Raw genomic sequence first — 24312 nt, forward strand, 5'->3', positions numbered from 1 at the left:
AGTCATGATCAAACAGGGTGAAACGCTGCCCGAAGCGACCATCTTCGAGTTCGTCGAAGACGCGCGCGAGGGTTGCACGCTGGGGCCTAACAGCTTCGACGTGCAAAAGGAAGCGGCGGGCAAGCGCGTGGTGATCTTCGGATTGCCGGGCGCATTCACGCCCACGTGCTCCGCGAAGCACGTGCCGGGTTACGTCGAACACTTCGACGCGCTGCGCGCGGCCGGTGTCGACGAGGTCTGGTGCGTGTCCGTCAACGACGCGTTCGTCATGGGCGCGTGGGGACGCGATCAGCGTACCTCGGGCAAGGTACGCATGATGGCCGACGGCAGCGCAGCGTTGACTCGTGCACTCGGACTGGAGCAGGATTTGTCGGCGCGTGGCATGGGAATCCGCTCCCAGCGCTATGCGATGGTGGTCGACGACGGCGTGGTCAAGACGCTGCACGTCGAAGCACCCGGCAAGTTCGAAGTAAGCGATGCTGCGAGCATACTTGCCACGTTGACCCACGCATGAGCGCGTTCGCGGGCGCGGCGTTGCCCTGATGCAACGCGCACCTGCGACATAAATGTGACAGGTGATTACGTGAGCCAAGCGGGCCGATCACCCCGGGAACGCCTCCGTTCCGGGCATCGGCCCGCGCTCCATCCCTGGTGGGTAACACGGGGAAACAGTTTGTCACGCAGGTGAAAACGACGGACTCGGCGCAACTGGAGTATAATTCGTGCTATGAATTAAAAAGTCCCGATTGGGATTTTCAATGAGCAAGAAGACCATGTTGAAGCAGCGAACCATCAAATCAATCGTGAAGACAGTCGGCATTGGCCTGCACTCGGGGCGCAAGGTCGACCTGACGCTCCGTCCGGCGGCGCCGAACACGGGCATCGTGTTTTCGCGCGTGGATTTGCCGACGCCGGTGGATATCCCCGCATCGGCGATGGCGATTGGCGATACGCGCCTGGCCTCGGTGCTGCAGAAAGACGGCGCACGTGTCTCGACGATCGAGCACCTCATGTCCGCCTGCGCAGGCCTTGGCATCGACAACCTCTATGTGGATGTGACCGCCGAGGAAATTCCGATCATGGACGGCAGCGCGGCTTCGTTCGTGTTCCTGATCCAGTCGGCGGGTATTGAGGAGCAGAACGCTCCGAAGAAGTTCATCAAGGTCAAGAAGCCGGTGGAGATCCGCGACGGCGACAAGTTCGCACGTCTCGAGCCTTATTTCGGCTTCAAGCTCAAGTTCACGATCGACTTCCGCCACCCGGCCGTCGACAAGACGGGCCAGGCGCTCGAAGTGGACTTCGCGAATACCTCGTACGTGCGCGAAATCGCGCGCGCCCGCACGTTCGGCTTCGCACACGAAGTCGAGATGATGCGTGAGCTGGGCCTCGCGCGCGGCGGCAGCATGGACAACGCCATCGTGCTGGACGAGTACCGCATTCTGAACAACGACGGCCTGCGCTACGACGACGAGTTCGTGAAGCACAAGATGCTCGATGCGATCGGCGACCTCTACGTGGTCGGCCATCCGCTGCTGGCGGCGTACGACGCCTACAAGTCGGGCCACGGCCTGAACAACGCGCTGCTGCGCGAGCTGCTCGCGAATGAGGACGCTTACGAGATCGTCACGTTCGACGATCCGCAGAAGGCGCCGCGCGGCTTCGGCTACGAGGCGCAGACGGCATTCGCCTGAGTTTCGAGCGCGATACGCCAGTAAAAAAGGCAGCTTCAAGCTGCCTTTTTTCTTTTTGCGCGGTTTCGTTGCGCAGTTTCGTGAGATTTGGGCGCGCCGGATTAGCGCTTTTTCGTGTGGCGCGCCGCCATCTTCGCGAGGGCTGCCTGCAGCGGCGAGGCCTCCAGCGTTTCGCTCAGCGCCTGGAGCGCTGCCGCGCCAGCCGGCGTCATGCGCGCCTGCTTGGGCGGCGCGGGATCTTTCACGGCTTGGGGGCGCACGCGGATGCGCACGCTGTTCAACGCCCAGCCGCGCGCCTGAAGGTCGGCCACGAGGCGCGGCTCCAGATGCCGCAACCGCGCGGCGAGCGCGTTGTGCGCAGTGAAAAGGGCCAACGTGCCGTCCTTGATGAAGCCGGGCTCGACGCTAGCCGCGAGATAGTCGGGCAGCAGTGCGTTCAGGTCGCGCTGGATCGCCGCGATCTGCTCGACGCCGGCGCGCAGCGGCGCGAACGCGTCCGTGCGGCTCAGCACTTCGGCGAGCGGCTGGGGGGCGCGTGGTCCCCTGGACCTTGAAAACGGCGAGAAACGGCTCATGTGGCGTAAGGATGGGCTAGCGCGCAGGGGCGGCGTCTCGTTGCTGAACGCGGGAAGCCCGACGCACTACGGGACTGCGATGCCGTCATTGTAGCCTGCGCACCGCTCATCCAAGCGCCTTCAGGCCATTCGGCCAGGGCCGCATCGCGGCCCTTCGCCGCACGGTGGGAAGGCGTCCGTGCGGGCACCGCGCACGCCAGAGCCGTCTTCGCGCTGACACAGGCGGGTGAGAGGGCGCGTGCTAAAATGCCCGATTCGAATCCACCATTTTGGGCTAAAGCCGCCGAGGTCCCTCCGGTCCGGATGCGTAGTGCACACCCTGCACAACCCGCTGAACCCACCCTCAGGAATCCCGGCCGAAGCCGCGACGCAGACACCGATCCGATGACCACCGGTTTCTTACAGAAAATCTTTGGCAGCCGCAATCAGCGCCTGATCAAGCAATATCAGAAGACGGTCGCGGCGATCAACGCGCTCGAACCGAAGATCGAGCAGTACACCGACGAGCAGCTGCGCGCGAAGACGGTCGAGTTCCGCGAGCGCGTGGCCAATGGCACGTCGCTCGACGAGCTGCTGCCCGAGGCGTTCGCCGTTTGCCGCGAGGCGAGCAAGCGCGTGCTGAAGATGCGCCACTTCGACGTGCAGCTGATCGGCGGCATGGTGCTGCATTACGGCAAGATCGCTGAAATGCGCACCGGCGAAGGCAAAACGCTCGTCGCCACGCTGCCCGTGTACCTGAATGCGCTGTCGGGCCGCGGTGTGCACGTCGTGACGGTGAACGACTACCTCGCGCAGCGCGACGCCGAATGGATGGCGCGCCTCTACAACTTCCTGGGTCTGTCCGTCGGCATCAACCTGTCGCAGATGGACCATGCGATGAAGCAGGAAGCGTACGCGGCGGACATCACCTACGGCACGAACAACGAGTTCGGCTTCGACTACCTGCGCGACAACATGGTCTACGAGACCGAGGCGCGCGTGCAGCGTGCGCTGAACTTCGCCGTGGTCGACGAGGTGGACTCGATCCTGATCGACGAAGCGCGCACGCCGCTCATCATCTCGGGCCAGGCCGAAGACCACACCGAACTCTACGTGCGCATGAACGCGTTGCCGCCGCTGCTCGAGCAGCAGATCGGCGAAGAGAAGGCCGACGGGACGGGCGTGGAAAAGCCGGGCGACTACACGCTCGACGAAAAGGCGCGCCAGGTGTTCCTCACGGAATCGGGCCACGAGAAAGCCGAGCGCATGCTCGCCGAGTGGGGGCTGATCGGACCGGGCGAAAGCCTCTACGCACCGCAGAACATCACGCTGATGCACCACGTGTACGCCGCGCTGCGCGCCCACACGCTGTTCTACAAGGACCAGCATTACGTGGTGCAGAACGGCGAAGTCATCATCGTCGACGAATTCACCGGCCGTCTGATGGCCGGGCGCCGTTGGTCGGACGGCCTGCACCAGGCCGTGGAAGCGAAGGAGCACGTGAAGATTCAGAGCGAGAACCAGACGCTCGCCTCGATCACGTTCCAGAACTATTTCCGCATGTACGCGAAGCTCTCGGGCATGACGGGTACGGCCGACACCGAAGCGTACGAATTCAACGAGATCTACGGTCTCGAAACGGTCGTGGTCCCGACGAACCGCCCGCCCAAGCGGATCGACAAGCAGGACCAGATCTACAAGACGGCGAAGGAACGCTACGACGCCGTGATTCGCGACATCCGCGACTGCTACGAGCGTGGTCAGCCGGTGCTGGTCGGCACGACCTCGATCGAAAACTCCGAGCTTCTCTCGGACCTGCTCACGAAGGCCGGTTTGCCGCACGAAGTGCTCAACGCGAAGCAGCACGCGCGTGAAGCCGCGATCGTTGCCGAAGCCGGTCGTCCGCAGCGCGTCACCATCGCCACCAACATGGCGGGCCGCGGTACCGACATCGTGCTGGGCGGCAACGTCGAAAAGCAGTCGGCGTTCATCGAGGCCGACGACGCCATCCCCGCTGACGAAAAGGCGCGCCGCATCCAGCAACTGAGCGACGAGTGGCAGACGCTGCACGATCGGGTGAAGGCCGCTGGCGGTCTGCACATCATCGGCACCGAGCGTCACGAGTCGCGCCGGATCGACAACCAGCTGCGCGGCCGTGCGGGCCGTCAGGGCGACCCGGGCTCGTCGCGTTTCTATCTCTCGCTCGAAGACCCGCTCCTGCGCATTTTCGCGGGCGACCGCGTGCGCGCGATCATGGACCGCCTGAAGATGCCGGAAGGCGAGGCGATCGAGGCGGGTATCGTCACGCGTTCGATCGAGTCGGCGCAGCGCAAGGTCGAAGCGCGCAACTTCGACATCCGCAAGCAGCTGCTCGAGTACGACGACGTCTCGAACGACCAGCGCAAGGTGATCTACCAGCAGCGCAACGAACTGCTCGAAGCGCATGACATCACCGAAACGATCGGCGCGATGCGTCATGGCGTGATCACCGACATCGTGCGTCAGTTCGTGGCGCACGGCAGTATCGAAGAGCAGTGGGACGTGCCCGAGCTCGAAGAAGTGCTGCGCAACGAATGGCAGCTCGACCTCGCGATCCAGGAGATGATCAACGAGTCGTCGTCGATCGACGCCGATGAAATTCTCGAAGCCGTGCTCGCCGCCGGCGACGAAGCGTACGAGCAGAAGGTCGCGCTCGTGGGCCGCGAATCGTTCAGCGCGTTCGAGCGCTCGGTCATGCTGCAAACGCTCGACCGCAGCTGGCGCGAGCACCTCGCGGCGCTCGACCATCTGCGCCAGGGCATCCATCTGCGCGGTTATGCGCAGAAGAACCCGAAGCAGGAGTACAAGCGCGAGGCGTTCGAACTGTTCGCCGCGATGCTCGAAGCCGTGAAGCTCGAAGTCACGCGTATCGTGATGAACGTGCAGATCCAGTCGCCGGAGCAGCTCGAACAGGCGGCCGAGCAGATCGAAGAGCAGGGCCATCATGTCGAGAACGTCGAGTTCCGCCATGCCGAGTTCGCCGAAGCCGACGCAGCGCCGGCTCCCGCGGCTGCCGCACCGGTGGCCGCCGACGCCGCCGCCGCGATGGTGGGCGCGGCCATGAGCCATACGCCGCCGGTGGGCAGCGAGCTGCCGAAGGTGGGCCGCAACGATCCGTGCCCGTGCGGCAGCGGCAAGAAGTACAAGCAGTGTCACGGCAAGATCGCGTGACGCAGGCTTGAACGTAGATTCCGGTGGCCCGCTTTTCCAGGCGGGCCTTGCGTTTTGAATCCCGATGCCGGCCAGGCTCCAGCCCTCGCCGGCATTGCCTTTTCGACAGGTCGCCACCATGGCTGTCAATTTCCCCTCGATTGATCCCGCTCAACTTCATTCGGTCGCCGGCGTGACGCTCGGCTGGGCGGAAGCCAACATCCGCAAGCCCAATCGCAAGGACGTCCTGGTGATTTCTGTCGACGAAGGCGCGAGCGTGGCCGGCGTATTCACGTTGAACCGCTTCTGTGCTGCGCCGGTGACGGTGTGCCGCGAACATCTCGCGAAGGTGCGCGCGGGCGGCAAGGGTATTCGCGCGCTGGTGGTGAACACCGGCAACGCGAACGCGGGCACCGGCGAGCCGGGCATGAAACACGCACGCGAGACCTGCGATGAACTCGCGCGCCTTGCCGGCCTCGAGTCTTCGCAGGTGCTGCCGTTCTCGACCGGCGTGATTCTCGAGCCGCTGCCCATCGACCGTTTGAAGGCGGGCCTTCCCGCCGCGCTGGAGAACCGCAAGACCGCGAACTGGTATGACGCCGCGCAGGCCATCATGACGACCGACACGCTGCCGAAGGCCGTGTCGCGTCAGGTCACGGTCGACGGCCACACCATCACGTTCACGGGTATCAGCAAGGGCGCGGGCATGATCAAGCCGAACATGGCAACCATGCTCGGCTTCCTGGCCTTCGACGCGAACGTTGCTCAGCCCGTGCTCGACGAGCTCGTGAAGTACGTGGCCGACCGCTCGTTCAATTGCGTCACCATCGACGGCGACACCTCGACCAACGACTCGTTCATCATGATCGCCTCGGGCAAGTCGAGCCTGCCCGCGATCACCTCGACTGACACGCCTGCCTACGCCGCGCTGCGCGACGCCGTGACGGCCGTCGCCCAGGAACTCTCGCAGCTCATCGTGCGCGACGGCGAAGGCGCGACCAAGTTCATGACCGTGCAGGTGGAAGGCGGCAAGGATGTGGCCGAGTGCCGCCAGATCGCCTATGCGATCGGCCATTCGCCGCTCGTGAAGACGGCGTTCTACGCATCGGACCCCAACCTCGGCCGTATCCTCGCCGCGATCGGCTATGCCGGCGTGGCGGACCTCGACGTCGACAAGATCGACCTGTATCTCGACGATGTGCTCGTGGCGAAAGCGGGCGGACGCAACCCGGCTTACCGCGAAGAAGACGGTCAGCGCGTCATGAAGAAGAGCGAGATCCTGATTCGCGTGCTGCTCGGCCGCGGCGACGCGCAGGCCACGATCTGGACCTGCGACCTCTCGCACGACTACGTGAGCATCAACGCCGATTACCGCTCCTGATTTCAAGCGCCTTCACCACATGGACAAGCTCGAACAGTTTCTGACCCGCGCCGAAGCGCTGCTCGGCCGCCTCGAAGCCGTGCTGCCGCCGACGGCACCTGATATCGACTGGAACGCGGCCGTTGCGTTTCGCTGGCGCAAGCGCCAGGGGCGCGGCTTCCTGCAGCCGGTGCCCGCGATTTCGCTGATCTCGCTCGACGACCTGCAGAACATCGACCGGCAGAAAGATCTCATCGACCGCAACACGCGCCAGTTCGTGCAGAAGAAGCCCGCGAACAACGTGCTGCTCACCGGTGCGCGCGGCACCGGCAAGTCGTCGCTGATCAAGGCCTGCCTGAACGCGTACGCGCAAGAGGGCCTGCGCCTGATCGAAGTCGACAAGGACGATCTGCATGACCTCGGCGATATCGTCGATCTCATCTCGACGCGCCCCGAGCGCTTCGTCGTGTTCTGCGACGACCTCTCGTTCGAGGAAGGCGAATCGGGCTACAAGGCGCTGAAGGTGGCGCTGGACGGTTCGGTGGCCGCGCAGTCGGACAACGTCCTGATCTACGCGACCTCGAACCGGCGCCATCTGCTGCCCGAGTACATGAGCGACAACGAGACGTACAAGCACATGCCCGACGGCGAGATTCATCCGGGCGAAGTGGTGGAAGAGAAGATCTCGCTGTCCGAGCGCTTCGGCCTTTGGGTGAGCTTCTATCCGTTCAAGCAGGACGACTATCTGACGATCGTCGGCCACTGGCTGCGCCATTTCGGCTGCGACGACGCCGAAGTCGAATCGGCGCGCGGCGAGGCACTTGTGTGGGCGCTGGAGCGCGGCTCGCGCTCTGGCCGCGTGGCGTGGCAGTTTGCACGCGACTGGTCGGGCAAGAAGGCGCAAGAGGCATGAGCGCCGAGGCCAACGCCGCAAACGATGCTTCCGGAAAGACACGCCCGGTGACGGAAGTCGCGGTGGGCGTGCTGGTGCAGCCCGATGGCCGCTACCTGCTCGCGCAGCGCCCCGAAGGCAAGCCGTATGCCGGCTATTGGGAGTTTCCGGGCGGCAAGCTGGAAGCGGGCGAGACCGTCGAAGCGGCACTCGCGCGCGAATTGCACGAGGAACTGGGCATCGACGTGAAGGCGTGTCACCTGTGGCACACGCTCGAACACGATTACCCGCACGCCTATGTGAGGCTCTACTTCTGCAAGGTGACCGAGTGGACCGGCGAGCCGCATGGCCGCGAAGGTCAGGCGTTTGTCTGGCAGTCGCTGCCGGCGAGCGTCGAGCCGCTCTTGCCCGCGACGATTCCTGTGCTGGAGTGGCTCGCCGCGGAGTGACACCCTACGAGACACCACGACGCAAAAGACCGCTGTGCGTGATGCACAGCGGTCTTTTTTCGTCTGGCGCGAGCGCGTCGCGGCGCTCGCTTACTGGCGCGTATCCGTGGGCGGCGCGTCTTCCGGCGGCGTTTCGTCGTCGGCGCCGCCAATGCGGTACTTTTCGGCTGCCCATGCGCCGAGATCCATTTGCTTGCAACGCTCGGAGCAGAACGGCCGGAAGCGGTTTTCCGGGACCCAGCGGACTTCCTTGCCGCAGGTCGGACATTTGACGACAGTGGTCATGCGATAGAACGTTGGTTGCGTTGAGTCTGGCGTGGCGGCGCGTTTGCTTTCAGAGGCTGCACAGTGTGAGCTGGAACGGCACGTCCTGATCGACGGCTCGCGGACGCAAATCGCCATCCTGCACGGTGAAGCGCACCCACAGCATGTACTTGTTCGCGCTCGCTTCAGGAATCATGCGCAATTCCGGTGCCACCCGTACTTGCATGAGCTGATAGGCGCGGCCCGACAGCATTTGCTGATAGCTGCCCTGCATCGCCATCACCTTCGACGCCTGGCCCGACTCGCGCGCGAGGCGCAGCACGATGGCGGCGGCGTCGCGCAGCGGCAGCAGCGGTGTGACCCATTTCGCGATGTCCTGACGGCGCTGATCGGCGTGCAACTGCTGCCACGCGTAATACGACGGCAGATCGAACTTGCAGGTGCCGCCAGGAATGATCGCGCGGCTGCGGATGCTCGTGAGCCACTCGTTATCCATCAGATGCTGGCCCGTCTTGCCTTGCATCTGCGTGAGGCCGGCGAGCGTTTGCTCGATTTCGCCCAGCACGGTTTCGAGCGCATTTTGCTCGATGCCGGGATTGCCGCGGAACGGCGCGAGCGTTTGGCGCTGCCGCTCGAGTTCCTTCATGAGATCCGACTTCAGGTCGGCGCGGCCTGCGACTTCGGCGATTTCGAAGAGCGTCGTGAGCGCGACGTGATGTTCCCTCGGATCCTCCTGGGTCAGGAAAAACGTGAAGCGCTCGAACAGGTCTTCGAGGCGCAGCAGCGTCCGGATTCGCTCGTTGAAGGGATACTCGTAAAGAATCAAGCGCGCTCGCCTCGGGCGTGGTAGGTGACGGATTGCAGGACATTCTAATGCCGTGCGACTACGGTCGCAATCGCGCTGGCCCGGGGCTTTGCCGATGTGACCCGCTAATCGCGCGCGCATGGCGCCTTTTATGCGTTGCTGGCCTTTGCGGCAGCGAGCTTGAGATACGTCTGATGCAATGCGTCGACGTCCTGGTCGAGCGTTTCGAGCGTCGCACCGTTGTCGTTCACCACCACGTTGTCGGCGGCCGCAAGGCGCGCCTCGCGCGTGGCCTGCCGCGCGATGATCGCGAGCACCTGCTCGCGTGTGAAGCCATTGCGGCGCATGACGCGGTTGATCTGCGTTTCCACGCTGCAATCGACGGTGAGCACGCGATCAACGCGCGTCTTCCAGGTGCCCGACTCTACGAGCAAGGGCACGACCACGATCACGTAAGGCCCACTGGCCTCTCGCGTTTCGCGTTCGGTCTCGGAGCGGATCAGTGGGTGCGTGATGGCCTCGAGCCGCTTGCGCGCGGACTCGTCCCCGAACACGAGCGTGCGCATGCGCGCGCGGTCCATCGAGCCGTCCGGCGCGACGAATTCAGGGCCGAATTCCGCGGCGATCTGCGCCATCGCGACGCCGTGAGGCGCGGTAATGCGATGCGCGATGAGATCGGTGTCGACGATCATCACGCCGCGCGCGGCAAAGCCATCCGCGACCGTGGACTTGCCGCTGCCGATGCCACCCGTCAATCCGACCGCGAACATTTGATCAGTTCCCCCACGCAAATACGCCATACAGCGGTGTGCCCGCAAACAAGGTGACGAGTGCGCCAGCGGCCAGATACGGGCCGAACGGCAGCGGCTCTTCGAAACGCATGCGTCCCGTCAACGTAGCGACGATGCCGACGAGCGCGCCGGCCACTGCGGCGATCACGACGATCTGCGGCAGCGCGCTCCACCCGAGCCACGCGCCGAGCGCGGCGAGCAGTTTGAAATCGCCGTGGCCCATGCCTTCTACGCCACGCAACAGCTTGAAGACCCAATAGACGCACCAGAGCGCCAGATAACCCGCGACCGCACCGATCACCGCTTCGCGCAGCGTGACGAAGGTGCCGGCAAAATTGACCAGCAACCCGGCCCACAGTAACGGCTGCGTAATTTCGTCATGCAGCATCTGGTGTTCGAGGTCGATAGCGCTCGCGGCGATGAGCGCGGTGCACAGCACGAAGGCGGCGAGCGCCTTGCCGGTGGGCCCGAAGGCGAGCAATGCGCCGGCCGCGCAAGCCGCGCTCGCGATTTCGATGAGCGGGTAGCGCACGCTCACGTGCGCATGACAGTGCGAGCAACGCCCGCGCAGCGCGACCCAACTGAGCACCGGAATGTTTTCCCAGGCGCGCAAGACGTGGCCGCAGTGCGGGCACGCGCTGCGTGGGACCCAGAGGTTGTAGCGCGCGGGCAGCCCGTCTTGTTCGAAGAGTGGACCGGGCGTGCCAATCGCGTCGGCCACATCGGCGCGCCACGCGCGCTCCAGCATGATCGGCAGCCGGTGCACGACGACGTTCAGGAAGCTGCCGATGACGAGCCCGAACACAGTGGTGAAGACCATGAGCACGCCGAAGGGCAGACCGGCGAGAGCGGCTGCGAGCGGCGTTGCGGTGTCGGGGGCGGAAAGAAGTTGGACGGGCATGAGACGGAACCGGAATCTGGCAGCGATGCTACACCACGTTGCCCAGTTGAATGATGGGAAGATACATCGCAACAACGAGGCCGCCGACCAGCGCACCGAGTACGACGATCACGAGCGGCTCGCACAGGCTCGACACGAGCGCGATCTTTTCGTCGACCTGACGGTCGGCGAGCGAGGCCACATCGAGCAACATCTCGTCGAGCGCGCCCGATTCTTCCGCGACTGCAACGGGCTGAACCACATCGGCCGGAAAGCATCCCGCCGCGCGCATGGCTGCGGCGAGCCGCTCGCCGTGCCGCAGGCGCTCGCTAATGCCTGCGCTCGCGCGATCGAAGAATGCGTTGCCGCTTGCGTGCGCGAGCGAATCGAAGGCGTCGGCGAGTGGCGTGCCGGCGGCGAGCAGCGTGCCGAGCGCGCGGCTCCAGCGGGCGGCGCACAGCGTGGTGAGCAGCGCGCCGCAAAGCGGGAGCTTCAGCAGCGTGCGTCCGAACGCGAGGCGTGCGGCTTCCGAGCGGCGCAAAGCCGCTTGCAGGGCGAGCGTGGCGGTGGCTGCGGCTACGGCGGCCGGCACGCTCCAGCGCGCGGCGCCCGCCGAGAGCATCAGCACGAACTGCGTGGGCGCGGGCAGTGCGGCGCCGAAGCCTTCGAAGATCTGTTTGAACGTGGGCACGACCCAGACCAGCAACGCCGCCGTAATGACGAACGCGAGCAGCAGCACCGCGACAGGGTAGCTGAGCGCTGCGCGCACTTTGGCGCGCTGCGCCGCGGCACGCTCGCGGTCGTCGGCGAGGCGCCCGAGTACGGCGGCGAGCGCACCCGAGGCTTCGCCAACGGCGACGAGCTGGCAATACAGCGCGTTGAAGCGCGCCGGATGTTGCGCAAGCGAGTCGGCAAAGCGCAGGCCGCCGGCGATGTCGCGCGCGAGCGCCGAGGCAATGCGCGGCATGCCGTTCGGCCCCGGCGAGAGCGCGAGCAGTTCGAGCGCGTTCGCAAGCGGCAGGCCGGCACGCAGGAGGCTCGCGAGCTGACGTGTAAAACGCGTGACGTCCGTGTGGCTCGCCCTGGGCGCGCCCGCGTTCGATCTGCGCTCGATGGCGAGCACGGTGATGCGCTCGCGCTTGAGCGCGACGCGCACAGCCGTGGCGTCGAGCGCGATCACCGTGCCACGCTTCGTCGCGCCCGATGCGTCGAGACCGCGCCACGCGAAGCGCCACTCGGATGGGCCGCGATGGGCGCGCCCGGTGCTCATGGCGCCTCCGTTGCGGCAAGCGCTTCGGCGAGACTCGTGGTGCCGTCGCGCACGCGTGCGAGCGCGGCGTCGCGCAAGGTTGCCACACCGCATCTGCGAGCTTCGCGAGCGATTTCGTGCGCGCCGCGCCCTGTGACGATCAGGTCGCGTAGGGTCTCCGAGATCGGCAAGACCTCGTGTATCCCCACGCGGCCGCGATAGCCAATGCCGTGGCAAGCGTCGCAGCCACGCGCGACATAAGGCTGCGTCATGTCACCGTCGTGCGTGTGCAGTCCCGCCGCGACGAGCGCCGCCGGCGAAGCTTCGCCGCGCACGCGGCATTGCGGACATAGCCGCCGCACGAGACGTTGCGCCGTGACGAGCCGCAGCGAGCCCGCCAGGTTGTACGGTTCGACGCCGATGTCGACGAGCCGTGCGCAGGCCGCGCTGGCGTCGTTCGTGTGCACGGTCGAGAGGACGAGATGGCCGGTCTGCGCGGCCTTGACGGCCACGCTGGCGGTTTCTTCGTCGCGAATTTCGCCGATCATGATGACGTCCGGGTCCTGGCGCAGCAGCGCACGCAGTGCCACCGCAAAGGTGAGCCCGGCCTTCTCGCGCACGTTGACCTGATTGATGCCCGCGAGCTGGATTTCGGCGGGATCTTCCACCGAGCAGAGATTGCGCGCCGTGCCGTTGAGCCTTTGCAGGAAACAGTAGAGCGAGAGCGTCTTGCCGCTGCCGGTGGGGCCCGTGACAAGGACAAGACCATGCGGCGCGCTGATCGCTTCGGCTACTGTGCGCCGTTGCGCTTCATCGAGCCCGAGTTCGGCAAGCGACAGATCGGCCGGAAGTGCTTCGAGCCTGCGCAACACGAGCTTTTCGCCGTGAAGCGTCGGCAGCGAATTCACGCGATAGTCCTCGGCGGCGCGGGACGCAGCCGAGGGCGCAAGCCGCAGCCTGCCGTCCTGCGGAATGCGCCGCTCGGCGATGTCCATGCGCGCGAGCACCTTGATGCGCGTGACGAACGCATCGCGCAGATGCGCAGGCGGTCGCGCCATTTCGTGCAGCACGCCGTCGATGCGCAGACGCACGCGCCAGCCGTGTTCCATCGGCTCGACGTGTAGATCGGAGGCGTTGCGTCGCGCGGCTTCGTGCAGCGTTTCGGAGAGCAGGCGAACGGCGGGTGCGTCGTCGAGCTGCGGTGCAGAGACAGGCGCAGGGGGGCGCGCTGTTGCTCCGCCGCCCATACCGCCTTCGGAAGCCACGGTGGCGAAAGGGCGCGCACGATAAGGAGTAGAAAGCATCGGCATGCCGGCGCGAAGCCGCCTCGAACAGATGACGCCTTCATCATGGCGTGCGGCGCACGGCGCCGCCACCTGGCCGGACGGCTAACGTCCCGGCAGCAGCTTCTTCGCCTTTTGCAGCGTGCCCTGGCGCGGCTTGGCGCCAGGCTTGAAGAGCTTGACCGTGCGTACGGCCTGGTCGTCGCTGCGCAGCACTTCGAGCTTCACGTCGCCGATCTGCAGGCACACGTCGCCTTCCGGAATCTCTTCGAGCACTTCGAGGATCAGGCCGTTGAGCGTCTTGGGACCGTCCGTGGGCAGCTTGATATGGAGCCAGCGATTGAGTTCGCGCAAAGGCATGCTGCCCGGCACGATACATTCGCCTTCGTCGTTCCAGCCGCCGCGTCCGGTGCCGCTGCGCGGCATCGACGTGGTGAATTCGCCGATCAGTTCCTCGATGATGTCTTCGGGCGTCACGAGCCCTTCCATCTCGCCGTACTCGTTCACGACGAGCGCGATGCGATGGCGGCTTTCCTGGAAGTACTGAAGTTGCTGGAACCCGGGCGTGCCCGTGGGCACGAAGTACGGCTCGGCGAGCAGTTCGCGCAGCGTCTCGCGCTCGAACTCCTGGTTGTGCAGCGCAGCCAGCGTCTTGCGCACATGCAGCACGCCAAGCACGCGGTCGATGTCGCCTTGATAGACGATCAGCTTGTTGTGATAGCAGGTCTCGAGTTGATGCAGGATGTCTTCGAGCGGGGCGTCGTAATCGAGCGCCTCGATGCGCCGGCGCGGAATCATCACGTCGTCGACGGTGATGTTCTCCAGATCGAACAGGTTGAGGAGGATGCTGCGGTGCTTGGTCGGCATGAAACTGCCCGACTCGAGCACGATGGTGCGCAACTCCTCGGTCGAGAGCCGCTGGTCATGCGCCTTGTGCGTATTGATGTGCAGGATGCGCAGAATGGTGTTCGCAAACATGTTGACGAACCAGATAAGTGGCTTCGTCACACGCATGAGCGGCGCGATCAACAGGCTCGCGGGCAGCGCGATTTTCTCCGGAAACGTTGCGCCCACAATCTTCGGCGTGATTTCCGCGAACACGATGATGAGAAACGCGACGATGCCCGTAGCGATCGACAGCACGAGGTTGTTGCGGCCGAAGGTATGGAGCGCGATCGAGGTCGTGAGGACCGGAATGATGGTGTTGAAGAGATTGTTGCCGATCAGGATCACCGAAAGCAGCAGGTCGGTGCGCGCGAGCAGCTTCTGGGTGGTCTTCGCGCCGAGCGTGCCGTGATTGGCGAGGTATTTGAGCCGATGGCGATTGAGCGCCATCATCGCCGTTTCGGAGATGGAGAAGAAGCTGGAGCAGATGAGCAGGACGAAGACGGCGCCAATCTGCGCCCATAAGGGAAGGTGGTCCACGCGTCGAGAAAATGAGGGGGGGCGGATGGGGAAACTATAACAGAGGGGTACCGCAGTTCCAGGGCGACTGGCCGAACGGACAAGGCCGCTGCCGGCTGCGCGAGGGGCGGTGCGCCGCGAGTTGCCGGGACAGGACGCAGTACAAAAGGTACAGACGAAAAAAAACCGCGCAATGCATGCGCGGTTTTTTTCGAATTCTGGTCGGGGTGAGAGGATTCGAACCTCCGGCCTCTACGTCCCGAACGTAGCGCTCTACCAGGCTAAGCTACACCCCGAATTGACTGCTGGACTCCACAATCCGCTTCGTCTGTTTCAAGACTGGCGCGTCGTCGAGTAAGAACATAATTCTAGCAGGCTATCTTTGTAAATGGAAGGGGGGAACGCTGAAATCGCGTCGGCAGCGGCCTGCGCCTCGGTGCGCGCGCATTGCAGCGTGTGCTCGAGCGCGCCCGAGCGCGTAATCGCCGCGAAGATTTCGTCGAAGCGCGTCGTGCCGCCTTGCTCGATCGCTTCGCGCGCAAGCGCGGCTTCCGCCGCCGTGCCGTGCTCGATCAGCCAGATCAGCGGCAGCGTGGGTTTGCCTTCGCGCAGGTCATCGCCTGCGTTCTTGCCCATCGATTCAGGCGTGCCCGTGTAGTCGAGCCAGTCGTCCATGATCTGGAATGCCGTGCCGATGCGCCGTCCGTATTCGGCCGCGGCTTCCTCGATGTGCGCATCCGCCCCCGAAAGCACCGCGCCGAGCTGCGCTGCGGCTTCGAAAAGCTTGGCGGTCTTGTAGCGGATTACCTGCATGTAGCGGTCGGTGTCCACGTCGGCGTCGTGCATGTTCAGCAGTTGCAGGACTTCACCTTCGGAGATGATCGTCGTGGCGGCGGAGAGAATTTCCATCACGCGCATCTTGCCGACGCCCACCATCATCTCGAACGAGCGCGAATACAGGTAATCGCCCACCAGCACGCTGGCGGCGTTGCCGAACAGCGCGTTGGCCGTCTGGCGGCCGCGCCGCAGGTCCGATTCGTCGACGACGTCGTCGTGCAGGAGCGTCGCCGTGTGAATGAACTCGACGACCGCCGCGAGCACATGGCGCTCCGTGCCGTGGTCGCCGAGCGCGCCGGCCACCATCAGCAGGAGCGCCGGACGCAGCCGCTTGCCGCCCGCGCCGATGATGTACTCGGAGATCTGGTTGATCAGCATCACCTCGGACGCCAGGCTCTGCCGGATGACACGATTCACCTGCTCCATGTCACTGGCGATGGGGGCAAGCAGGGTGGCTGCGCTAGGGGATGGAGTGGCGGTGGACGACATGATGGCAAATAGGGGTAGTGCCGCGGATTATAAGGCGAATCGACTGCATCCCGGACGCTCCGCTGCCGCCCTGCCGATGGCTCCCTCTATTTTCGCGCGGCCCGGGCGGCCGCATGGACGCTGGCGCTATGCCGTGCGGATAGCCCTGGAGCCTGTCTGACGGGCCCCCAACCCCTCGCTAGCCGTCGCGCAACGGACTTGCATGTCTTTTGACCGCGGAGCTAACTCTATGTATAATCTAAGGTTTCGGGCGCGCAGTGTGCCTGAAAAGATTACTCAGAGTGAGGTTCTCAATGTACGCGGTCATAAAAACCGGCGGCAAGCAGTACAAAGTTGCCGTTGGCGAAAAACTTAAAGTAGAACAGATACCGGCTGACATTGACGCAGAAATCACGCTCGACCAGGTTCTCGCAGTGGGCGAAGGCGAATCGATTAAGTTCGGTACGCCGCTGGTCAGTGGGGCTTCCGTCAAGGCCACCGTTGTGTCGCAAGGCCGACACGCCAAAGTGACCATCTTCAAGATGCGTCGCCGGAAGCACTACCAGAAGCATGGCGGCCACCGCCAGAACTACACCGAACTGCGCATCGACGCGATCAACGCGTAAGCGCACGCAGGTAAAGGAGCAAACAAATGGCACACAAAAAGGCAGGCGGGTCGTCACGTAACGGCCGCGACTCAGAGTCGAAACGACTTGGCGTGAAGGTGTACGGCGGCCAGGCGATCCTTGCAGGCGGCATCATCGTTCGCCAGCGCGGCACGCGCATGCATCCTGGCCTGAACGTCGGCATCGGCAAGGACCACACGCTCTACGCGCTGGTCGACGGCCACGTCGCGTTCACGATCAAGGGCGCAGCCAACAAGCAACTGGTCAACGTCGTCCCGGCAGCGGCCTAAGCTTTAGACCGCTCGCGAGCGGGCTACACGCGACGCAAAGAAGGCCCCGCGAAGTTTGCGGGGCCTTTTTATTTATCCGCAGTCTTTCGGGGTCGTAACGGGCTTCCGTTGGCTTGCGGAGCGTCGTTGGCCGTTCGCCCGGGTTGGCCAGTTTCGGCCATGGCGGGCAAAATATCGATATCCACGGGACGGAGTAACTCATGAAGTTCATTGACGAAGCGAAGATCGAAGTCATCGCCGGCGATGGGGGCGATGGCAGCGCGTCGATGCGACGCGAGAAGTTCGTCCCGTTCGGCGGGCCGGACGGCGGTGACGGCGGGCGCGGCGGCAGCGTCTACGCAGTCGGGGACCGTAACATCAACACCCTCATCGACTACCGCTACACGAAGAAGCACCAGGCGCGCAACGGCGAGAACGGCCGCGGCTCCGACTGCTACGGCAAGGGCGGCGACGACATCACGCTGCGCATGCCGGTGGGCACGGTCATCACCGACCAGGACACGGGCGAGTTGATCGCAGACCTGACCGAGCACGATCAGCAAGTCATGGTCGCGCAGGGCGGCGCGGGTGGCCTCGGCAACCTGCATTTCAAGTCGTCCACGAACCGCGCACCGCGTCAGAAGACCGACGGCAAGCCGGGCGAGCGCCGCATGCTCAAGCTGGAACTGAAAGTGCTGGCCGACGTCGGCCTGCTCGGCATGCCGAACGCGGGCAAGTCCACGTTCATCTCCTCGGTGTCGAACGCGAAGCCCAAGATTGCCGACTACCCGTTCACAACACTCGCGCCGAATCTGGGCGTGGTGCGCGTGGGGCCGAGCAAGAGCTTCGTGATCGCCGACATTCCGGGCCTGATCGAAGGCGCGGCGGAAGGCGCGGGCCTCGGTCACCAGTTCCTGCGCCACCTGCAGCGCACGAACCTGCTGCTGCATCTGGTCGACCTCGCGCCGTTCGACGAAAGCGTCGATCCGGTTGTGGAGGCCAAGGCGATCGTCGGCGAACTGCGCAAGTACGACGAGACGCTCTACGACAAGCCGCGCTGGCTCGTGCTGAACAAGCTCGACATGGTGCCGGAGGACGAGCGCGCCGAGCGCATTGCCGACTTCGTGAAGCGCTTCGAGTGGGACGGTCCCGTGTTCGAGATTTCCGCGCTCACGGGGCAGGGCTGCGAAAACCTGTGTTACGCGGTGTACGACTACGTCTCCGCGCACTCCGACGCGCGCCGTGCAGCCGAAGCCGAAGACCTCGCATCCGATGTGCGCTTCCGCGAGGGGCAAGGCGGGAACGCGCAGCAGCCGCAGGAGTAATTCGTCGCACCGGCCGGCGCGCGAGCCGCGCTGGCCGCGCCAAGGACACTTCACGCGTCATCAGTCATTTGGGAGACCGCGCAGCATGCGTTCCGTCATCGCCGATTCGCGGCGTCTGGTAGTGAAAGTCGGTTCGAGCCTCGTCACCAACGACGGCCGCGGGCTCGATCATGCGGCAATCGGCCGCTGGGCCGAGCAGATTGCGGCGCTGCGTGCGCAGGGCAAGGAGGTCGTGCTCGTGAGTTCGGGCGCGATCGCCGAAGGCATGCAACGGCTCGGCTGGACCAGGCGGCCGCGCGAGATCGACGAGCTTCAGGCTGCCGCGGCAGTCGGGCAGATGGGGCTCGCGCAGGTCTACGAGAGCCGCTTTGCCGAGCACGACATCCGCACTGCGCAGATCCTGCTCACGCACGCCGACCTGGCTGACCGCGAACGCTATCTCAATGCGCGCTCCACGTTGCTCACGCTGCTGCGCCTCGGCGTCGTGCCGATCATCAACGAGAACGACACCGTGATCACCGACGAAATCAAGTTCGGCGACAACGACACCCTCGGCGCGCTCGTCGCGAACCTGATCGAAGGCGATGCGCTCATCATCCTCACCGACCAGAGCGGCCTTTATACGGCCGATCCGCGCAAGGACCCGAGCGCGACGCTCGTGCAGGAAGCCGATGCAGGCAAGCCGGAGCTCGAGGCAATGGCGGGCGGCGCGGGGTCGAGCATCGGCCGCGGCGGCATGCTCACCAAGATCCTCGCGGCCAAGCGCGCCGCGCATAGCGGTGCGAACACGGTGATCGCGAGCGGGCGCGAAGCGCAAGTACTCGTGCGTCTGGCTGCGGGCGAGGCGATCGGCACGCAGCTCATCGCACGCACGGCGCGCATGGCGGCGCGCAAGCAGTGGATGGCCGACCACCTGCAGGTGCGCGGCCACGTCGTGATCGACGACGGCGCGGTGCAGAAGCTCACGGCGGACGGCAAGAGTCTGCTGCCCATTGGCGTGACCGGCGTGCAAGGTGCGTTCGCCCGCGGTGAAGTGATCGCTTGCCTGAACGGCGCGGGCGTGGAAGTCGCGCGCGGGCTCACCAACTACAGCAGCGCGGAAACGAAGCTGATCCAGCGTCATCCGAGCGGCGAGATCGAGGGCATCCTCGGCTATATGCTCGAGCCGGAGTTGATCCACCGCGACAATCTAGTGCTGGTTTGACGGCCGTTCCCAGCGAGCCGCGCATCGCCAAAAGCTAAAAAGCCGCTGTGGCCAAAGGCCGCAGCGGCTTTTTTCATGCCCATCACAGCATGCCGTGGCTTGGTCGTTAACGCACCAGCGTCGACTGCGTGCGGCCGTAGCGTAGATTTTCGATGAGGGTCGACGCCTTCGCGATCGGCATCTTGTTGGCGCAGAAGTAGTCCTGATAAAGCCTCGACTGGTACGCGTTGAGCGTGCCGTTCTCGATGCGCGACCAGTTGTTCGCGACGGTCTGGTCCCAGCCGTTGTGATCGGCATCGAGGCTCGCGTAGAGGCGCCACTCGTAGGTGTCGCAGCGAATCCCTTCGTAGTTCACGTTACGCGCGCCGCTCGGGCTCGTGATGACGATCGTGTAGCGCACGACGCCGTCCGTGCCGACCGTGAGCGCGGCAGGGTCGACTGCGAACTTGAGCGGCGAATTGTTCGAGACGTCGAACGGCAGCAGCGTCGCGCCTGCCTGCGGCAGCGGCGGCAGGCCCTCGAGCTTGTTTTCCTGCCATTCGCCCTTGCGGTCCAGAAGGTAGACGAACGTACTGTCGTCCTTGTTCGTGGGACCGGAACTGGAGCACGCGGCCAGTCCCGACACAAGCAGCACACCGCCTGCGGCGCATGCCGCAGCAAGAGCAAATCGTTTCAAATTGGTTTTCCTCGAAGCACGGGCGCGAGTTGCGAACGAACTGCGCCGCGAATGCGAACCGGCGGGGCCCGGCGCGTGATGCGCCGGGCCCCGCCGGTTCGGGCGTTCTTTGCGTTGGCTCAAGCCCCTTGATCCTGCTCGTCCTGCGCAGGCTCGATGATACTCTGCGCCGACGCGCAATCGCTTTCGATCGGCGTACGTTCGGGTACGCTTTCTGCCACGACCTCGTACGGCTCGGCGTGCACCGCGTCTGCGTGCGCCGACGTCACGATGCGCGGGTAGCGCACCTCGTGAGCCTGCACGCCCAGGCGCTCCTGACGCGGCGCGGGCCGGCGCAGGAAGCGCGAGAGCTCGGTCAGTGCGAGCTGATAGACGTCCCGCTTGAACTCGATGACCGCTTCGAGCGGCACCCAGTATTCGTTCCAGCGCCACGCATCGAACTCGGGATGCTCCGTTGCCCGCAGGCAGATATCGCAGTCGCGCCCGACCATGCGCAGCAGAAACCAGATCTGTTTCTGGCCGCGATAATGGCCGCGCACTTCGCGCTTGATGAACTTGTCCGGCACCTCATAACGCAACCAGTCGCGTGTGCGACCGACGATCTTGACGTGCTCCGGATGCAAACCGGTTTCTTCGTGCAACTCCCGAAACATTGCCTGCATGGGGGTTTCACCATACTTGATGCCCCCTTGCGGAAACTGCCAGGAATGTTCGCGAACCCGCTTGCCCCAAAACACCTCGTTTCGCGCGTTCAAGAGGATGATGCCGACGTTCGGGCGAAACCCCTCACGATCCAGCATACAACCACCTTCGAATCCTTTAAAATTGCTTTGATTATAAACAGATAACGGTCCTCACGCACCCGCCCTCAGGAAAGTTGAGCGAATGGCGGCGACCGCGCAAAACGGTCTCGGGGCGCGATCGGCTTCGAATCTGGCCGGCGTCATCGGCGCGGGACCCGGCACGTTGTCATAATGGCGGGTTCGTGAACTCCTCCGTTGGTCACTTCTTCGGGCGGTCTGCACCGGGCCGCCGCTTTTGGATAATTTGAATGAAAGCCTCCCGTTTCTTTATCGGTACCCTGAAGGAAGCGCCCGCTGACGCGGAAATCGTCAGCCACAAGCTGATGGTTCGCGCGGGCATGATCCGTCGCATCGCTGGCGGCATTTACAACTATTTGCCGATCGGCCTGCGTTCGATCCGCAAGGTCGAGCAGATCGTGCGCGAGGAAATGAACCGCGCCGGCGCCATCGAGCTGCTCATGCCGGCCGTGCAGCCGGCCGAGCTGTGGCAGGAATCGGGTCGCTGGGAACAATACGGGCCGGAACTGCTGCGCTTCAAGGATCGCAAGCAGAGCGACTTCGTGATGGGCCCGACGCACGAAGAGGTCGTCACCGACATCGCGCGTGGCCAGATCAAGAGCTATCGCCAACTGCCGGTGAACTTCTATCAGGTGCAGACGAAGTTCCGCGACGAAATCCGTCCCCGTTTCGGAGTGATGCGCGGGCGCGAATTCATCATGAAGGACGCGTATTCGTTCGATAAGGACGTCGAAGGTCTCAAGCTCTCGTACCAGAAGATGTACGACGCTTACGTGCGCATCTTCACGCGTCTCGGCCTGCAGTTCCGCGCAGTCGCGGCCGACAACGGCTCGATCGGCGGCAGCGGCTCGCACGAATTCCACGTGATCGCGGAAACGGGCGAGGACGACATCGCCTACTGCCCGACCTCGGACTTCGCGGCCAACGTCGAAGCCGCCGAAGCGCTGCCGCTCATCGCGCAGCGCGGCGCCCCCACGCAGGCGCTCACGAAAACGCCCACGCCGGGCGCGGCCAAGTGCGAGGCAGTCGCCGAACTACTCGGCATTGCGCTCGAAAGCACCATCAAGTCGATCATCCTCGCGACGGACAACGAAGGCGCCGAGCCCACCATCTGGCTGCTGATGCTGCGCGGCGACCACGATCTGAACGAGATCAAGGTCGGCAAGCTCGAAGGCCTGAGCGGCTTCCGCTTCGCGACCGAAGCGGAAATCGTCGAGTGGTTCGGCACGCCGCCGGGCTACCTCGGGCCGCTCAACACGAAGAAGCCGGTCAAGGTGATCGCCGATCGCACGGTCGCGAACATGAGCGATTTCGTGGTCGGCACGAACGAAGTCGATTTCCACACCACGGGCGTGAACTGGGGCCGCGACCTGCCGGAGCCGGTCGTCGCCGACATCCGCAACGTGAAGAAGGGCGATCCCTCGCCGGACGGCAAGGGCGTGATCGACATTTGCCGTGGCATCGAAGTGGGCCACGTGTTCCAGCTCGGCACGAAGTACTCGGAAGCGATGAACGCCACCTTCCTCGCCGAGAACGGCAAGCCTGCGCCGATGCAGATGGGCTGCTACGGCATTGGCGTCACGCGTATTCTCGGTGCAGCCATCGAGCAGAACTTCGACGAGAAGGGCATCATCTGGCCTGAGTCGATCGCGCCGTTCCAGGTCGTCGTGTGCCCGATGGGCATGGACCGCAGCGAGCTCGTGCGCGAGCGCGCCGAGCGCGTCTACAACGAACTCGTCCAAGCGGGCGTGGACGCGATTCTCGACGACCGCGGCGAGCGCCCGGGCGTGATGTTCGCCGACTGGGAGCTGATCGGCGTGCCGCATCGTCTCGTGATCGGCGAGCGCGGCCTGAAGGACGGCAAGATCGAGTACCAGGGCCGCCGCGATACCGAAGCGACGCTGCTGCCGGCCGATGAGGCCGTGCAGACGGTGGCGCAGAAGATCCGCGCGGCGCTCGCGGTTTAACGACGATCCATCACGGTTAAAGGGGCGCTGCGAGCGTGGAGTATAGTTTTCTGTCCGCTACGGTCCTGCTGCTCCTCATCACCGACCCGCTCGGTAATATTCCGCTCTTCATCAGCTGCTTGCGCGGCGTCGCCAAGCAGCGCCGCGCGATCGTGATCCTGCGCGAGGTCGCGATTGCGTTCGTGATCCTGCTCATCTTCATGGTCGCCGGCAACAGCTTCCTGCGCATGATGGGGCTCACGGATACCTCGCTGCGCATCGGCGGCGGCATCGTGCTGTTCCTCATCGCGCTGCGCATGATCTTTCCGCATCCGGGCGGCCCGTTCGGCGGCGGCGACAAGGGCGGCGAGCCGCTCATCGTGCCGCTCGCCATTCCCGCGCTGGCGGGGCCTTCGGCGCTTGCTACGGTCATGCTGCTCACCTCGCAGGCGCCTGGCAAACTCTATGAATGGATGACGGCGCTCGTCGTGACGATGGTGATCTGCGCGATCGTGCTGGTGATGGCGGAGCGCATCCAGCAGTTGCTGGGCGAGCGCGTGGTGACGGCCTTCGAGCGGCTGATGGGTCTCGTTCTCGTGGCGATATCGGTGGAGATGATCCTCGCGGGAATCGCCAACTTCGTGCATCACCTCTGACGTCGCGTGCAGCGGGCGTCGCAGGCAACAAAAAAGCAGCCCGCGGGCTGCTTTTTTTCATGGTGCGTCAGAAAGTCGACGCGCGCTTCACGCGCCTTCGGTCAGCGCGCGGATGGTCGGCAAATTGCGCCAGTAACCCTTGGCGTCCATGCCGCAGCCGAACACGTAGCGGTCCGGCACCGAAAAGCCGCAGTAGTCGGGATGCAGCGGCTTGGCCTTCGTGAGGGTCTTTTCGCACAGCACGGCCGAGAGGAAACGCTTCGCGCCCATGTCCATGATGCGGTCGCGAATCGCGGCCATGGTCTCGCCTTCGTCGAGGATGTCGTCGAGCACGAGCACTACCCGGTCCTTCACCGACTCGCGCGGCGCCACGCGCCACTGCATCTCGGCGCTGCCCTTGATCGCGTTGCGGTAGCGCGTGAGGTGGATGTAGTCGAACTCGAGCGGGAAGTCGAGGTGCGGCAGCAGCATGCCGGTGAACACGGCGGCACCGCCCATCACCGACAGCACGAGCGGGAAGTCCTCGCTGATCTCGGCGCGGATGGCTTCGGCCATCCGGCCGATCGACGCATTGACGTCGCCCTCCGAAACGATCTCTTCGGAGTGGCGGATAATGTGCAGGGCTTCTTCGCGATTCATGACTCTGGCGGGAAGGTAGCTGTAGCTATTGAAG

At 64.5% G+C, this 24312-nt stretch carries 24 protein-coding genes and 1 tRNA gene; 12 read left to right on the forward strand and 13 right to left on the reverse strand.

The window, feature by feature from the left end; translation table 11 throughout:
• Positions 1–4: 4 nt before the first annotated feature.
• Entirely contained in the window at positions 5–514 is a 510-nt protein-coding gene (locus M3A49_RS34595) for a peroxiredoxin (protein ID WP_266232919.1), read from the forward strand.
• A 259-nt stretch (positions 515–773) separates the two neighbouring features.
• Positions 774–1691: a UDP-3-O-acyl-N-acetylglucosamine deacetylase gene (gene lpxC / locus M3A49_RS34600; protein WP_028207797.1), complete on the forward strand. Its 918-nt coding sequence runs from the start codon at positions 774–776 to the stop codon at positions 1689–1691.
• Positions 1692–1792: 101 nt separating this feature from the next.
• Here lpxC and M3A49_RS34605 read toward each other — a convergent pair whose 3' ends face one another.
• The gene (locus M3A49_RS34605; RefSeq protein WP_254356872.1) at positions 1793–2266 is read right to left on the reverse strand and encodes a DUF721 domain-containing protein; all 474 of its coding nucleotides are present in this window, start codon (positions 2264–2266) and stop codon (positions 1793–1795) included.
• A 384-nt stretch (positions 2267–2650) separates the two neighbouring features.
• Between M3A49_RS34605 and secA the strand changes: the two genes are divergently transcribed.
• The 4 genes from secA to mutT all read left to right on the forward strand — a co-directional run bounded on the left by secA (position 2651) and on the right by mutT (position 8135).
• Positions 2651–5455 carry a preprotein translocase subunit SecA gene (gene secA / locus M3A49_RS34610; protein WP_266232920.1) on the forward strand — a complete coding sequence of 935 codons (2805 nt, stop codon included), beginning with the start codon at positions 2651–2653 and terminating at the stop codon, positions 5453–5455.
• 118 nt (positions 5456–5573) lie between these two features.
• Entirely contained in the window at positions 5574–6815 is a 1242-nt protein-coding gene (gene argJ / locus M3A49_RS34615; protein WP_266232921.1) for a bifunctional glutamate N-acetyltransferase/amino-acid acetyltransferase ArgJ, read from the forward strand.
• Positions 6816–6834: 19 nt separating this feature from the next.
• Positions 6835–7707 carry an ATP-binding protein gene (locus tag M3A49_RS34620; protein ID WP_266232922.1) on the forward strand — a complete coding sequence of 291 codons (873 nt, stop codon included), beginning with the start codon at positions 6835–6837 and terminating at the stop codon, positions 7705–7707.
• Positions 7704–8135: an 8-oxo-dGTP diphosphatase MutT gene (gene mutT, locus M3A49_RS34625; RefSeq protein WP_254356869.1), complete on the forward strand. Its 432-nt coding sequence runs from the start codon at positions 7704–7706 to the stop codon at positions 8133–8135. The genes M3A49_RS34620 and mutT overlap by 4 nt, the downstream gene beginning before the upstream one ends.
• 90 nt (positions 8136–8225) lie before the next feature.
• On the opposite strand, the gene M3A49_RS34630 is transcribed toward mutT, so the two are convergent.
• The 9 genes from M3A49_RS34630 to M3A49_RS34670 all read right to left on the reverse strand — a co-directional run bounded on the left by M3A49_RS34630 (position 8226) and on the right by M3A49_RS34670 (position 16137).
• On the reverse strand, positions 8226–8420 hold the full coding sequence (locus tag M3A49_RS34630) for a DNA gyrase inhibitor YacG (RefSeq protein WP_028207803.1): 195 nt from the start codon (positions 8418–8420) through the stop codon (positions 8226–8228).
• Between the two features lie 49 nt (positions 8421–8469).
• Positions 8470–9225 (reverse strand): cell division protein ZapD, encoded by a 756-nt coding sequence (gene zapD, locus M3A49_RS34635; RefSeq protein WP_254356868.1) that lies wholly within the window; start codon positions 9223–9225, stop codon positions 8470–8472.
• A 128-nt stretch (positions 9226–9353) separates the two neighbouring features.
• On the reverse strand, positions 9354–9974 hold the full coding sequence (gene coaE / locus M3A49_RS34640; RefSeq protein WP_266232923.1) for a dephospho-CoA kinase: 621 nt from the start codon (positions 9972–9974) through the stop codon (positions 9354–9356).
• Positions 9975–9978: 4 nt separating this feature from the next.
• On the reverse strand, positions 9979–10896 hold the full coding sequence (locus M3A49_RS34645; RefSeq protein WP_266232924.1) for a prepilin peptidase: 918 nt from the start codon (positions 10894–10896) through the stop codon (positions 9979–9981).
• A gap of 28 nt (positions 10897–10924) precedes the next feature.
• On the reverse strand, positions 10925–12145 hold the full coding sequence (locus M3A49_RS34650; RefSeq protein WP_266232925.1) for a type II secretion system F family protein: 1221 nt from the start codon (positions 12143–12145) through the stop codon (positions 10925–10927).
• Positions 12142–13371 carry a GspE/PulE family protein gene (locus tag M3A49_RS34655; protein ID WP_266232945.1) on the reverse strand — a complete coding sequence of 410 codons (1230 nt, stop codon included), beginning with the start codon at positions 13369–13371 and terminating at the stop codon, positions 12142–12144. Before M3A49_RS34655 ends, M3A49_RS34650 begins: the two co-directional genes overlap by 4 nt.
• A gap of 141 nt (positions 13372–13512) precedes the next feature.
• Positions 13513–14832, reverse strand: a complete 1320-nt coding sequence (locus M3A49_RS34660) for an HlyC/CorC family transporter (RefSeq protein ID WP_254356864.1) — start codon at positions 14830–14832, stop codon at positions 13513–13515.
• A 198-nt stretch (positions 14833–15030) separates the two neighbouring features.
• Positions 15031–15107: transfer RNA gene (locus tag M3A49_RS34665), tRNA-Pro, on the reverse strand.
• A gap of 37 nt (positions 15108–15144) precedes the next feature.
• Positions 15145–16137: a polyprenyl synthetase family protein gene (locus tag M3A49_RS34670; protein ID WP_266232926.1), complete on the reverse strand. Its 993-nt coding sequence runs from the start codon at positions 16135–16137 to the stop codon at positions 15145–15147.
• A 293-nt stretch (positions 16138–16430) separates the two neighbouring features.
• Between M3A49_RS34670 and rplU the strand changes: the two genes are divergently transcribed.
• The 4 genes from rplU (at position 16431) to proB (ending at position 19540) form a co-directional block, all read left to right on the forward strand.
• A complete protein-coding gene (rplU, locus tag M3A49_RS34675; protein WP_007180329.1) occupies positions 16431–16742 on the forward strand; it encodes a 50S ribosomal protein L21 in 312 nt (103 codons plus the stop codon).
• A gap of 26 nt (positions 16743–16768) precedes the next feature.
• Entirely contained in the window at positions 16769–17032 is a 264-nt protein-coding gene (gene rpmA, locus M3A49_RS34680; RefSeq protein WP_028207811.1) for a 50S ribosomal protein L27, read from the forward strand.
• A 200-nt stretch (positions 17033–17232) separates the two neighbouring features.
• Entirely contained in the window at positions 17233–18336 is a 1104-nt protein-coding gene (gene cgtA, locus M3A49_RS34685; RefSeq protein WP_266232927.1) for an Obg family GTPase CgtA, read from the forward strand.
• Between the two features lie 85 nt (positions 18337–18421).
• On the forward strand, positions 18422–19540 hold the full coding sequence (proB, locus tag M3A49_RS34690) for a glutamate 5-kinase (protein WP_266232928.1): 1119 nt from the start codon (positions 18422–18424) through the stop codon (positions 19538–19540).
• 106 nt (positions 19541–19646) lie between these two features.
• On the opposite strand, the gene M3A49_RS34695 is transcribed toward proB, so the two are convergent.
• The gene (locus M3A49_RS34695; RefSeq protein ID WP_266232929.1) at positions 19647–20216 is read right to left on the reverse strand and encodes a CNP1-like family protein; all 570 of its coding nucleotides are present in this window, start codon (positions 20214–20216) and stop codon (positions 19647–19649) included.
• Positions 20217–20335: 119 nt separating this feature from the next.
• Positions 20336–21016, reverse strand: a complete 681-nt coding sequence (locus M3A49_RS34700; protein WP_266232930.1) for an RNA pyrophosphohydrolase — start codon at positions 21014–21016, stop codon at positions 20336–20338.
• 251 nt (positions 21017–21267) lie between these two features.
• Between M3A49_RS34700 and M3A49_RS34705 the strand changes: the two genes are divergently transcribed.
• Together M3A49_RS34705 and M3A49_RS34710 are read left to right on the forward strand one after the other, a co-directional pair.
• Positions 21268–23004, forward strand: coding sequence for a proline--tRNA ligase (locus tag M3A49_RS34705; protein WP_266232931.1), 1737 nt, complete (start codon positions 21268–21270; stop codon positions 23002–23004).
• Positions 23005–23039: 35 nt separating this feature from the next.
• On the forward strand, positions 23040–23639 hold the full coding sequence (locus M3A49_RS34710; RefSeq protein ID WP_254343881.1) for a MarC family protein: 600 nt from the start codon (positions 23040–23042) through the stop codon (positions 23637–23639).
• An 87-nt stretch (positions 23640–23726) separates the two neighbouring features.
• Here M3A49_RS34710 and M3A49_RS34715 read toward each other — a convergent pair whose 3' ends face one another.
• The gene (locus M3A49_RS34715) at positions 23727–24278 is read right to left on the reverse strand and encodes a hypoxanthine-guanine phosphoribosyltransferase (RefSeq protein WP_254343882.1); all 552 of its coding nucleotides are present in this window, start codon (positions 24276–24278) and stop codon (positions 23727–23729) included.
• Positions 24279–24312 lie beyond the last annotated feature (34 nt).

The sequence above is a fragment of the Paraburkholderia sp. CNPSo 3076 genome (assembly GCF_026343935.1).
In the GTDB taxonomy this organism is placed as follows: domain Bacteria; phylum Pseudomonadota; class Gammaproteobacteria; order Burkholderiales; family Burkholderiaceae; genus Paraburkholderia; species Paraburkholderia nodosa.

Coding starts and splice junctions, on each gene's coding strand:
- rpmA (WP_028207811.1), top strand. CDS start 16,769: ATGGCACACAAAAAGGCAGGCGGGTCGTCACGTAACGGCCGCGACTCA.
- M3A49_RS34670 (WP_266232926.1), bottom strand. CDS start 16,137: ATGTCGTCCACCGCCACTCCATCCCCTAGCGCAGCCACCCTGCTTGCC.
- M3A49_RS34700 (WP_266232930.1), bottom strand. CDS start 21,016: ATGCTGGATCGTGAGGGGTTTCGCCCGAACGTCGGCATCATCCTCTTG.
- coaE (WP_266232923.1), bottom strand. CDS start 9,974: ATGTTCGCGGTCGGATTGACGGGTGGCATCGGCAGCGGCAAGTCCACG.
- M3A49_RS34645 (WP_266232924.1), bottom strand. CDS start 10,896: ATGCCCGTCCAACTTCTTTCCGCCCCCGACACCGCAACGCCGCTCGCA.
- M3A49_RS34655 (WP_266232945.1), bottom strand. CDS start 13,371: ATGGGCGGCGGAGCAACAGCGCGCCCCCCTGCGCCTGTCTCTGCACCG.
- M3A49_RS34715 (WP_254343882.1), bottom strand. CDS start 24,278: ATGAATCGCGAAGAAGCCCTGCACATTATCCGCCACTCCGAAGAGATC.
- M3A49_RS34620 (WP_266232922.1), top strand. CDS start 6,835: ATGGACAAGCTCGAACAGTTTCTGACCCGCGCCGAAGCGCTGCTCGGC.
- argJ (WP_266232921.1), top strand. CDS start 5,574: ATGGCTGTCAATTTCCCCTCGATTGATCCCGCTCAACTTCATTCGGTC.
- M3A49_RS34650 (WP_266232925.1), bottom strand. CDS start 12,145: ATGAGCACCGGGCGCGCCCATCGCGGCCCATCCGAGTGGCGCTTCGCG.
- mutT (WP_254356869.1), top strand. CDS start 7,704: ATGAGCGCCGAGGCCAACGCCGCAAACGATGCTTCCGGAAAGACACGC.
- lpxC (WP_028207797.1), top strand. CDS start 774: ATGTTGAAGCAGCGAACCATCAAATCAATCGTGAAGACAGTCGGCATT.
- cgtA (WP_266232927.1), top strand. CDS start 17,233: ATGAAGTTCATTGACGAAGCGAAGATCGAAGTCATCGCCGGCGATGGG.
- secA (WP_266232920.1), top strand. CDS start 2,651: ATGACCACCGGTTTCTTACAGAAAATCTTTGGCAGCCGCAATCAGCGC.
- M3A49_RS34595 (WP_266232919.1), top strand. CDS start 5: ATGATCAAACAGGGTGAAACGCTGCCCGAAGCGACCATCTTCGAGTTC.
- M3A49_RS34630 (WP_028207803.1), bottom strand. CDS start 8,420: ATGACCACTGTCGTCAAATGTCCGACCTGCGGCAAGGAAGTCCGCTGG.
- M3A49_RS34605 (WP_254356872.1), bottom strand. CDS start 2,266: ATGAGCCGTTTCTCGCCGTTTTCAAGGTCCAGGGGACCACGCGCCCCC.
- rplU (WP_007180329.1), top strand. CDS start 16,431: ATGTACGCGGTCATAAAAACCGGCGGCAAGCAGTACAAAGTTGCCGTT.
- proB (WP_266232928.1), top strand. CDS start 18,422: ATGCGTTCCGTCATCGCCGATTCGCGGCGTCTGGTAGTGAAAGTCGGT.
- M3A49_RS34705 (WP_266232931.1), top strand. CDS start 21,268: ATGAAAGCCTCCCGTTTCTTTATCGGTACCCTGAAGGAAGCGCCCGCT.